The 9,745-nt window shown below is 68.8% G+C and carries 11 protein-coding genes; 7 read left to right on the top strand and 4 right to left on the bottom strand.

Features of this window, described 5'->3' with window-relative positions:
- The 7 genes from HV701_RS20725 to HV701_RS20695 all read left to right on the top strand — a co-directional run.
- A partial coding sequence (locus HV701_RS20725) for a DNA polymerase III subunit gamma/tau C-terminal domain-containing protein (RefSeq protein WP_276529869.1) occupies positions 1–724 on the top strand: 724 nt, incomplete at its 5' end.
- A gap of 44 nt (positions 725–768) precedes the next feature.
- The gene (locus HV701_RS20720) at positions 769–1,095 is read left to right on the top strand and encodes a YbaB/EbfC family nucleoid-associated protein (RefSeq protein WP_175134888.1); all 327 of its coding nucleotides are present in this window, start codon (positions 769–771) and stop codon (positions 1,093–1,095) included.
- 67 nt (positions 1,096–1,162) lie between these two features.
- Positions 1,163–1,771, top strand: coding sequence for a recombination mediator RecR (gene recR, locus HV701_RS20715; RefSeq protein WP_006385499.1), 609 nt, complete (start codon positions 1,163–1,165; stop codon positions 1,769–1,771).
- 97 nt (positions 1,772–1,868) lie between these two features.
- Entirely contained in the window at positions 1,869–3,158 is a 1,290-nt protein-coding gene (locus HV701_RS20710) for a CaiB/BaiF CoA transferase family protein (RefSeq protein ID WP_175134887.1), read from the top strand.
- The gene (locus tag HV701_RS20705) at positions 3,139–4,179 is read left to right on the top strand and encodes an ABC transporter substrate-binding protein (RefSeq protein ID WP_175134886.1); all 1,041 of its coding nucleotides are present in this window, start codon (positions 3,139–3,141) and stop codon (positions 4,177–4,179) included. Before HV701_RS20710 ends, HV701_RS20705 begins: the two co-directional genes overlap by 20 nt.
- Positions 4,172–4,984 (top strand): ABC transporter ATP-binding protein, encoded by an 813-nt coding sequence (locus HV701_RS20700; RefSeq protein WP_175134885.1) that lies wholly within the window; start codon positions 4,172–4,174, stop codon positions 4,982–4,984. The genes HV701_RS20705 and HV701_RS20700 overlap by 8 nt, the downstream gene beginning before the upstream one ends.
- Before the next feature lie 52 nt (positions 4,985–5,036).
- The gene (locus tag HV701_RS20695; RefSeq protein WP_175134884.1) at positions 5,037–5,831 is read left to right on the top strand and encodes an ABC transporter permease; all 795 of its coding nucleotides are present in this window, start codon (positions 5,037–5,039) and stop codon (positions 5,829–5,831) included.
- Positions 5,832–5,845: 14 nt separating this feature from the next.
- On the opposite strand, the gene HV701_RS20690 is transcribed toward HV701_RS20695, so the two are convergent.
- From HV701_RS20690 to HV701_RS20675, 4 genes are read right to left on the bottom strand one after another with little or no spacing between them, the layout of a single operon-like run.
- Positions 5,846–6,415 carry a biliverdin-producing heme oxygenase gene (locus HV701_RS20690; protein WP_175134883.1) on the bottom strand — a complete coding sequence of 190 codons (570 nt, stop codon included), beginning with the start codon at positions 6,413–6,415 and terminating at the stop codon, positions 5,846–5,848.
- The gene (locus tag HV701_RS20685; protein WP_175134882.1) at positions 6,412–7,065 is read right to left on the bottom strand and encodes a hypothetical protein; all 654 of its coding nucleotides are present in this window, start codon (positions 7,063–7,065) and stop codon (positions 6,412–6,414) included. The genes HV701_RS20690 and HV701_RS20685 overlap by 4 nt, the downstream gene beginning before the upstream one ends.
- A gap of 8 nt (positions 7,066–7,073) precedes the next feature.
- The gene (locus tag HV701_RS20680) at positions 7,074–7,439 is read right to left on the bottom strand and encodes a response regulator (RefSeq protein WP_175134881.1); all 366 of its coding nucleotides are present in this window, start codon (positions 7,437–7,439) and stop codon (positions 7,074–7,076) included.
- Between the two features lie 16 nt (positions 7,440–7,455).
- Positions 7,456–9,648, bottom strand: a complete 2,193-nt coding sequence (locus tag HV701_RS20675; RefSeq protein ID WP_175134880.1) for an ATP-binding protein — start codon at positions 9,646–9,648, stop codon at positions 7,456–7,458.
- Positions 9,649–9,745: the final 97 nt, after the last annotated feature.

Genomic DNA, 9,745 nt, shown 5'->3' with positions numbered 1-9,745 from the left:
AGTGACGGCGCCGGCGCCCGTCACGCCGCCGCCCGCCGCTGTCACCCCGGCGGCAGCCAAGGCGGCCCCGCTGGCCGTGACGCCCGTGGCCGCCGCGGTGGCGCCGGCCGCGGATGACGACGGCCCGCCTTCCTGGGTCGATGAGGAAATCCCGTTCGAGGCCGAAGGCGGCTTCGTGCCGGATGGCGGCTTCACGTCGGACCCCGATGACGATTTCGAAACCCTGGCCAGCGCGCCATCGGCCGCGCCCGTGCCATCGGCCGCGCCCGTGCGGCGCGAAGCCGCGGCCCCGGGCCGCAAGCGCCAGTCGCGCGCGCGTCTGGCCGACATGACCGCCGCCGCCTGGCCCGAACTGGCCGCGCGCCTGCCGGTCACCGGCCTGGCCGCCGAACTGGCGCGCCAGAGCGAATGGGCCGGCGTGCAGGGCGATGCCATCATCCTGCGCGTGGCGGTCAAGACGCTGGCCGAAAGCGAAAGCCGCGTGCGGCTGCAGACGGTGCTGTGCGAACACTTCGGACAGGGCATCCGGCTGGATGTGGACGTCGGCGCCGTGGGTGAAGCCACCGCCCACGCCGTGGCCCAGGCCGAGCGCGCGGCGCGCCAGCAGGCCGCCGAGGACGCGGTTGCCGTCGATCCCTTCGTGCAGGCGCTGGTGGCCGACTTCGGCGCCCATGTTGTGGCCGGTTCGATCCGCCACGTCGATCCTCCTTCCGCCGCCGCGTAACGCGCCGGCAATCCCCACATTCCCTCGTTCAAGGAAGCTCCATCATGATGAAAGGACAACTGGCCGGCCTGATGCGCCAGGCGCAGCAGATGCAGGAAAACATGAAGAAGGCGCAGGACGCGCTGGCCGAGATCCAGGTCGAAGGCGCCTCCGGCGGCGGCCTGGTCAAGGTCACCATGACCTGCCGCCACGACGTCAAGCGCGTCGACATCGATCCCTCGCTGCTGGCCGACGACAAGGACATGCTGGAAGACCTGGTCGCCGCCGCTTTCAACGACGCGCTGCGCAAGGCCGAAGCCACCTCGCAGGAAAAGATGGCGTCCGTCACCGCCGGCATGCCGCTGCCCCCGGGCATGAAGCTGCCGTTCTGAGCGCACGTACCGGCCGCCGCCGCAATGGGCGGCGCGGCCTTTGCCGCCCGCAAGTTTCCGCCGTGTCATGGACCCTCTACTGCCCGAACCCGAACCGCTGGTCTCGCTGATCGAAGCGCTGCGGCGCCTGCCCGGCGTGGGCGTGCGGTCCGCGCGGCGCATGGCCTACCACCTGTTGCAGCACGACCCCCAGGGCGCCGACATGCTCGGCCGCGCGCTGGCGGGCGCGGTGCGCGACCTGCGCCATTGCTCGCGCTGTAACAGCTTCGCCGAAGAGGACGTGTGCGCCACCTGCGCCAATCCCAAGCGCGATCCCTCCCTGCTGTGCATCGTCGAGACGCCGGCCGACCAGAACATGATCGAGTCCAGCCACGGCTACCGCGGCCTGTACTACGTACTGATGGGCCGTGTCGCGCCGCTGGAGGGCATCGGCCCGCGTGAACTGGACTTCGACCGCGTCATCCGCCGCGCCACCGACGGCGTGGTGCAGGAGGTCATCCTGGCCACCAACTTCACCGCCGAAGGCGAGACCACCGCGCACTTCCTGGGCGAGGCCCTGGGCGAGCGCGGCCTGCGGGTCACGCGCCTGGCGCGGGGCGTGCCGGCCGGCAGCGAGCTGGAATATGTCGACGCCGGCACCATCGCGTGGGCGCTGATGGAGCGCAAGACCACCTGATACGCAGCCACGATAGTCCGCCGGCGATGTACCGGCGGGCATTGGAAGAACGGCCCGCCGCGCGCGGCGCGGCCTCCACGAGAGGAAGACAACCACCATGTCAGCCCTGACCGGCCTGAAGGTCCTGGAACTCGGCACGCTCATCGCCGGCCCGTTCGCCGCGCGTATCTTCGGCGAATTCGGCGCCGACGTCATCAAGGTGGAAACGCCGCATGGTCCCGACGGGACCGGTGGCGGCGACCCCATCCGCAGCTGGCGCCACCTGCACGAAGGCAATTCGCTGTGGTGGACAGTGCAGGCCCGCAACAAGCAATCCATCGCCCTCAACCTGAAGCATCCCGAAGCCCGCGAGATCGCCCACAGGCTGGCGCTGGATGCCGACGTGGTGGTCGAGAACTACCGCCCCGGCGTGCTGGAGAAGTGGGGCCTGGGCTATGAACAACTGCGCGCCATCAATCCGGCGCTGATCATGGTGCGCCTGTCCGGCTACGGCCAGACCGGCCCGATGAAGGACCAGCCCGGCTTCGGCGCCATCGGCGAATCGATGGGCGGCCTGCGCTACGTGTCGGGCCATCCCGACCGGCCGCCGCTGCGCGTGGGCATCTCGATCGGCGATTCGATCGCCGCGCTGCACGGCGTGATCGGCGCCATGATGGCGCTGCGCCACCGTGACGCCACCGGCGGCCGCTGGAATGGCGTGCAGGGCGCGGGATGCCAGGCGGGGCAGGGCCAGATGGTCGACGTGGCGCTGTACGAGGCCGTCTTCAACATGATGGAAAGCCTGGTGCCCGAATACGATGTGGCCGGCGTGGTGCGCGAGCGCACCGGCGGCGCGCTGCCGGGCATTGTGCCCTCCAATACCTACACCACACGCGACGGCCAGAACATCGTCATCGCCGGCAACGGCGATGCGATCTTCCACCGCCTGATGCTGGCCATCGGTCGCGGCGACCTGGCGTCCGACCCGGATCTGGTGCGCAACGACGGCCGCGCCCGCCGCGTCGAGGAAATCGACGGCGCCATCCAGCAATGGTGCGAGGGCCGCGGCATCGAAGAGGCGCTCAACACCCTTAAGGCGGCCGACGTGCCGGTCGGCAAGATCTACAGCGTGGCCGACATGTTCACCGATCCGCAGTTCCTGGCGCGCCGCATGATCGAGCAGCATCACTTCGCCGATGGCAGCCCGGTCAAGCTGCCGGCGGTGGTGCCCAAGCTGTCCGAGACCCCGGGCGGCACACGCTGGATCGGTCCGTCATTAGGGGAACATACCGAGGAAGTCCTGAAATCACTGGGGTATGATTCAGCGGCTATCGACAAGCTGGCGCAGACCGGCGCTATTGGTAGACCCGATCCCAAGGAGACAACACATGTCAGTCACACGCCGTGATTTGCTCAAGATGGCTGGCGCCGCCGGCGTCATGGGCATGGCCCCCGCCATCGTGCGCGCCCAGAAGCTGGAAAAGACCAAGGTCCAGATCGCCGTGGGCGGCAAGCCGCTGATCTACTACCTGCCGCTGTCCATCGCCGAGGCCCGCGGTTACTTCAAGGACGAAGGCCTGGATGTCTCCATCGCCGACTTTGCTGGCGGCTCCAAGGCCCTGCAGGCCGTGGTGGGCGGCAGCGCCGACGTGGTGTCGGGCGCCTTCGAGCACACGCTGTCGATGCAGTCCAAGGGCCAGGCCTACCGCGCCTTCGTGCTGCAGGGCCGCGCGCCGATGATCGGCGTGGGCGTGTCCAAGAAGAACATGCCCAACTACAAGGGCCCGGCCGACCTCAAAGGCAAGAAGATCGGCGTGACCGCGCCGGGCTCGTCCACCAACATGGTGGTCAGCTTCTTCCTGGCCAAGCATGGCCTGAAGGCGTCGGACGTCTCCATCATCGGCGTGGGCGCTGGCGCCGGCGCGGTGCCCGCGCTGCGCAGCGGCCAGATCGACGCCATCTCCAACACCGACCCGGTGGTGTCGATGCTGGAAATGCCGGGCGACATCCAGATCATCGTCGATACCCGCACGCTCAAGGACACCCAGGACATCTTCGGCGGCAACATGCCGGCCGGCTGCCTGTATGCGCCGCAGGCGTTCATCGACGCCAATCCCAACACGGTGCAGGCGCTGACCAACGCCATGGTGCGCGCCGACAAGTGGATCCAGAAGGCCGGCCCCGACGAAATCGCCAAGGTGGTGCCCGAGACCTATCTGCTGGGCGATCCGGCGGTGTACAAGGCGGCCATCCGCAAGAGCCTGCAAGGCCTGTCGCCCGACGGCCTGATCCCCGAGGATGGCGCCGCCACCGCGCTCAAGGCGCTGGCTGCCTTCCAGGCGGACTTCGACAGCGCCAAGATCGACGCTTCCAAGGTCTGGACCAATGACTTCGCGCGCCGCGCCAACGAGAAATACCCCAATGGCTGAAGCCGCGCTGTCGCTGGAAAACATTAGCTGCACCTTCGTCTCCCGCGATGACCGCTCGCAGCGCTACACCGCCGTCAGCGACACCAGCCTGGCCATCGCGCCGGGCGAGTTCGTGTCGGTGGTGGGCCCTACGGGCTGCGGCAAGTCCACCCTGCTCAACGTCAGTGCCGGCCTGCTGACGCCGTCGTCGGGCCAGGTGAAGGTGTTCGGCCAGCCGCTGTCGGGCATCAATGCGCGCGCCGGCTACATGTTCCAGGGCGAGGCCTTGCTGCCCTGGCGCAGCGCGCTCGACAACGTGGTGGCCGGGCTGGACTTCGCCGGCGTGCCGCGTGCCGAGGCGCTCGAGCGCGGCCGCGACTGGATGCGCCGGGTCGGCCTGGGCGGTTTCGAAAGCCGCTATCCGCACCAGATGTCGGGCGGCATGCGCAAGCGCGCCATGCTGGCGCAGACGCTGATCCGTGATCCGGACATCATCCTGATGGACGAGCCGTTCTCGGCGCTCGACATCCAGACGCGCCAGCTGATGGAAAACGAAGTGCTCGATCTGTGGATGGCCAAGCGCAAGGCGGTGCTGTTCATCACCCATGACCTGGACGAAGCCATTGCCATGAGCGACCGCGTGGTGGTGCTGTCGGCCGGGCCGGGCACGCATCCCATCGGCGAATTCGCCATCGACCTGCCGCGTCCGCGCGACGTGGCCGAAGTGCGCAACAACCTGCGCTTCGTCGAATTGCATGCGGCCATCTGGGCCGTGCTGCGCGAGGAAGTGCTCAAGGGCTATGCCCAACAACAGAAGCGGGCCTGAGGCCCATGCCTGATCCAGGCCGCGCCCGCTTACTCACGAACAGGCCCTGACCATGTCCAAGTCGTTCAAACCAGGTTCCGCCAGCCTGCGCTTCTGGCAGTTGCTGCTGCTGGTCGTCATCCTGGGCGCCTGGCATATTGCCTCGCGCGATCCCAAAGTGGCGTTCTTTTTCGGCGAACCCCTCAAAGTGTGGGGCCGCATCTGGGCCTGGTTCGTCACCAACGCCGACATCTACACCCATCTGTGGGTCACGCTCACCGAAACGGTGCTGGCCTTCTTCATCGGTACCATCGCCGGCCTGGCGTTCGGCCTGTGGCTGGGATTGTCGCCGCGCGCCAGCGCCATTCTCGATCCCTACATCAAGGCGGCCAACTCGATGCCGCGCGTGATCCTGGCGCCGATTTTCGGCATGTGGTTCGGACTCGGCATTTGGTCCAAGGTGGCGCTGGCGGTGACGCTGGTGTTCTTCATCGTCTTTTTCAACGTCTACCAGGGCGTGCGCGAGGTCAGCCCGACGCTGCTGGACAATGCCCGCATGCTGGGCGCGCGCAAGCGCCAACTGCTGCGCCATGTCTATCTGCCGTCCGCCACCAGCTGGGTGTTTTCCAGCCTGCACACTTCGGTCGGCCTGGCGTTCGTGGGCGCGGTGGTGGGTGAATACCTGGGCTCGGCCAGCGGCGTGGGCTACCTGATCCTGCAAGCCGAGGGCACCTTCGACGTGAACACCGTGTTCGCGGGCATCGTGGTGCTGACCGCGTTCGCGCTGGTGCTGGACTACATCGTCGGCGTGGGCGAAAAGCGGCTGATGAAGTGGCAGCCCAAATCGGGCGAGACCGAGAAGCTCTGAGCGCCGCCCGCCGTTCAGGCCCGCAGCGCGCGCTGCGCCCGCAGCCAGGCGGTGAGGCTGTCGAAGGCGTCCTGGGCGCCGCGCAGGGCTTGCGCTTCCTGGCCGCGGGCGCAGTCGTCCAGGCAGGCCAGGAACGCCTTCCACAACGTGCCGGTGTCGTCGCCATAGCCGCGCAGGTAGCGCAGCGGCAGCGGCGGCACGGCGTCTTGCAGCCGCTTGGCCAGGAAGCGGCCGCCCAATTGCGATCCTTCCACCACGTAGGCCACGCCCAGCGCATAGGCGTCGGCCGCCCGGGGCACGGGCACGTCGAGGCATTGCGGCGCCGGCGATGCATCGCCAGCGGCCAGCAGGTCGGCGCGGATCAGCGCGCTCTTGCCGGCCCGGGTCGCAGCCTGCAGGCCCGCCGGCCACGGCAGCCGCCACAATGGCCGTTCCACCGGTTCGAGCCAGCCCAGCAGGGCGCGCAGATAGGCCAGATAGCGAGTCTGATCGAGATCGGCGTCGCTCAACGCCAGCCCCTGGTCCAGGGTTTCGTGGCGCTCGCGGGTGCCGTCGCGCAGCACCTGGTGCACGGGGGAGATCATGCGGGTTCCCGGCCGGTGGCGGCGGGCAGGCGCAGCGACCAGCAGTGCGCCTGACGCTCCAGGCGCCAGCCCGCCTCGCTGGCCAGCGCCTCGATGTCAGCCGGAGTGAACAGGCCCGCTGCCGCCGGCGCCTGCGCCGCGGGGGGCAGGCGGAAGTGCCAGGCGACCGGGTCGGCGGCGTCCAGTTCCAGCTCGGCGCCTTCCGGCAGCCAGGGCAGCAGGCACAGCACGCAGGCCATGAGCAGATAGCGCGCGTCGAAGGCCGGCAGCTCGACCGGCGCGGGCGTCTCCGGCCAGCGGACCCCGCGTTTGGACCACATCAACTGCGAAAACAACAGCTTGCGGCATTCCCGCAGCAGCGCCGCGGCGGGCTGAGTGGCGCCGTTGTCGTCAAGCCACTGGTCCAGGCCGCGGATCTCCGCCACGCTGTCCTCCAGCATTTGCTGCAGTTCGCCCGCCAGGCGCTGGGTGCGCTGCCGCAAGGCCTCGGCATCGGCGTTTTCGGGTGCCTGGCGCAGCATGGCGGCCGCCACGGTGGCGTTGGACAGCGGCGAGATGGCCTCGTGCCGCAGGACCGGGAAGATTTGCGCCAGCACTTTGAAACGCACGCCCTGCGCGACCAGGGCGGAATGAGGGGAGATGGCGAGCATCGGCGGCCTCAGCCGGCTTGCCGCAGCACGGTCAGCAACGCATCCGGATCGGCGGGCTTTTCGATCCAGTCGTCGAACAGGCTGGCCGCATCCTGGTGCCGCTCGTGGCGTGCCAGGCCGCTCAGGGCGTAGATGCGGGCGCCGGCGTTGCGCGCGCGCAGCTGCCGCGCCAGCTCATAACCATCCATGTCGGGCAGCAGGATGTCCACCAGGACCGCCTGGGGTTCGAAGTCCGCGGCCTGTGCCAGCGCGTCCTCGCCGTTACCGGCGCAGCGCGTCTCCAGCCCGGACATGGCCAGGAATTCGGCCAGCAGTTCCGAGCCCATTTCATTGTCGTCGACCAGCAGGACGCGTAACGCGCGCGCTTCGTTCAAATGATGTCTCCAGGATTCAGGGGGCCTGCGGCGCGTCCAATCCGCGCGGCAGAGTGACTGTGAAAATGACCAGGCCGTCGCGGCAGGCGACGGCGATGTCGCCATCATGGTCGCGTACCACTTGCTCGGCAATATACAGGCCCAGCCCCAGGCCGGTGCGGTTGCGCGATTGGCCCAGCGATTCCGGCTTGAAGGGCGAGAACAGGTGCGCCATGACGTCGTCGGGAATCGGCGCGCCGTGATTGGCCACGACCAGTTCGATGGTATCGTCCGCCAGCCGGGCCGTCACGCGGATCGGCATGCGCGGCGCGCCATGCTGGCGCGCGTTGCTCATCAGGTTGGTGACCACCTGGGCGATGCGGTCGGTGTCGGCCATCAGGCGCAGCCCGGGCGCGATCTCCGGTTCGATCAGCAGCCCCGGATAGGCCTGGCGCTTTTCGTCGATCAGGCCGTTGAGCAATTCGGACAACTGGCATTGGCGCTTCTCGATGCCCAGCCCCATGCCCCCTTGCAGCCGCGACAGGTCCAGCACCTGCGAGATCAGCCGCTGCATGCGGCCGCTCGAATAGCGGATGCGTTCGCCCATGCGGGCGCCGGAATCGGTCTTGGACAGCAGTGTGGCCGCCATCGAGATGGATTGCAGCGGGTCGCGCAGATCGTGGCCCAGCATGGCCAGCAGGGCGGTGCGGGCGCGGTCGACGTCGGCGGCGCGGCTGGTGGCGATATGCGACAGCTCGTCGCGCAGGTTGTCGACCGTTTCCAGTTCGGGCGGCAGCCACGGCGCGCTGGTGTCGCGCACGACCTCGCGCCAGGCCTCGAACGAACCGCGCGGCGTCAGGCGCGGGCCGAGGGTGCCCACGGCATATTGCTTCTCGGGCTTGCCGCCCCAGACCAAGGTCTCGACCTGCTCGCGCCGCAGCCAGATCAGCCAGCCGTTGTTCATGGGGTCGAACTTGCAGGCCAGCAGGCCGGCGTAGGGCACCAGGTCGGTCTGCAGGCCGGGGTAGTCGCGGGCGATATTGTCGGTGTGCACCAGCCGCTGGCCGCTCTGGTCCAGCGCGCACAGGATGCCGGCCAGTTCGCCGCGCGGCGCGATGCCGCCGAACACCGTCACGCTGTTGCCCCACAGGCACAGCGCGGCGTCGTTGGGCACCAGCGCGGCGGGCGTGTCCGGCGTGCCGGACAAGGCCTGGTGCACGTTTTCGGATTTCGATACGCGTTCGGCCAGGCGGCTGACCAGCGCGGCGCTGCGGCGCGCCTGTTCGGCGCGTTCACGGCCTTCGATATTGGCCAGCGCCGCCGACAGTACCTGCGCCAGCGCTTCGCAGGCCAGCCGGGCCGAATAGGGGATATGGCGCGGCGCATGGTGATGGCAGGCGATCATGCCCCACAGCCGGCCACCCAGCACCAGCGACAGGCTCATGGAAGCGCGCACCCCCATGTTTGCCATGTATTCCAGGTGTACCGGCGAGACGCTGCGCAGCACTGAAAAACTCAGGTCCAGCGGCGCATGCGCCGGCCCGTCCTCGCCCAGCACGCGCACCGGCTGGTACTGGCCGTCGGCGATCTGGCGCAGCGTGTTCACCGTGTAGAGGCGGCGCGCCTGGGCCGGAATGTCGCCGGCCGGATAGCGGCGGCCGACCCAGTCTTCCAGGGTGGCGTCGCCGCGCCGCTCGGCCACGATTTCGCCGCTGTCGTCGGGATGGAAGCGGTACGCCATGACCCGGTCGAAGCCGGTGGCGCGCTGCACCGCCTGGACGGTGTGGTCGAGCAGGGAGGCGATGTCGCGCTGCGACCGGATCCGTTCGATGCCGCGATAGATGCGCGCGGGCTCGGCAATGCCGGTGGCGTCGCCGCGGCGTTCCAGTTCGATCAGCGTCAGCGCGTCGGTGTTGCGATGGGCGATGACGTCGTAGGTATGCGCGCCGAGCGTGATGGCGAGCGGGTCGAAGACCGGGTCGGCGCTGGCCAGCCAGCCCGGCAGCAGGTGCGCGAGTTCGGGCGGCAGGGTGCCCGGCGCGCAGCGGTGGCCCAGCGCCAGCGGCACGCCCAGGGCCTGCGGCGCATCCTCGCTGGCATAGCGCAGTACGCCCGCGCTGTCGAACGCCAACAGCACGCCCAGGGGCTGGATGGCACCCGGCACGTGGATCGGTTCGCTATCGCAGTTGGCGAGCGTGACAGGTGGATGCGACTGGGGAGGCGCATTCATTCTAGGCGGGTCCTGGAGGTGCGCAATGTTCTGTCATTATGTCAAAGTTCTTGCGAATGTGTGCAGTTGCAGCGCCCCGGTCTTTTGGCCTTGGCCG

This window comes from Achromobacter pulmonis (assembly GCF_902859765.1).
Classification (GTDB): domain Bacteria; phylum Pseudomonadota; class Gammaproteobacteria; order Burkholderiales; family Burkholderiaceae_B; genus Achromobacter; species Achromobacter pulmonis.
This window is presented reverse-complemented; position numbering and strand designations above follow the sequence as displayed.

Excerpts from the sequence above, each read along its gene's own strand:
- HV701_RS20720 (WP_175134888.1), top strand. The coding sequence starts at position 769 with ATGATGAAAGGACAACTGGCCGGCCTGATGCGCCAGGCGCAGCAGATG.
- recR (WP_006385499.1), top strand. The coding sequence starts at position 1,163 with ATGGACCCTCTACTGCCCGAACCCGAACCGCTGGTCTCGCTGATCGAA.
- HV701_RS20710 (WP_175134887.1), top strand. The coding sequence starts at position 1,869 with ATGTCAGCCCTGACCGGCCTGAAGGTCCTGGAACTCGGCACGCTCATC.
- HV701_RS20705 (WP_175134886.1), top strand. The coding sequence starts at position 3,139 with ATGTCAGTCACACGCCGTGATTTGCTCAAGATGGCTGGCGCCGCCGGC.
- HV701_RS20700 (WP_175134885.1), top strand. The coding sequence starts at position 4,172 with ATGGCTGAAGCCGCGCTGTCGCTGGAAAACATTAGCTGCACCTTCGTC.
- HV701_RS20695 (WP_175134884.1), top strand. The coding sequence starts at position 5,037 with ATGTCCAAGTCGTTCAAACCAGGTTCCGCCAGCCTGCGCTTCTGGCAG.
- HV701_RS20690 (WP_175134883.1), bottom strand. The coding sequence starts at position 6,415 with ATGATCTCCCCCGTGCACCAGGTGCTGCGCGACGGCACCCGCGAGCGC.
- HV701_RS20685 (WP_175134882.1), bottom strand. The coding sequence starts at position 7,065 with ATGCTCGCCATCTCCCCTCATTCCGCCCTGGTCGCGCAGGGCGTGCGT.
- HV701_RS20675 (WP_175134880.1), bottom strand. The coding sequence starts at position 9,648 with ATGAATGCGCCTCCCCAGTCGCATCCACCTGTCACGCTCGCCAACTGC.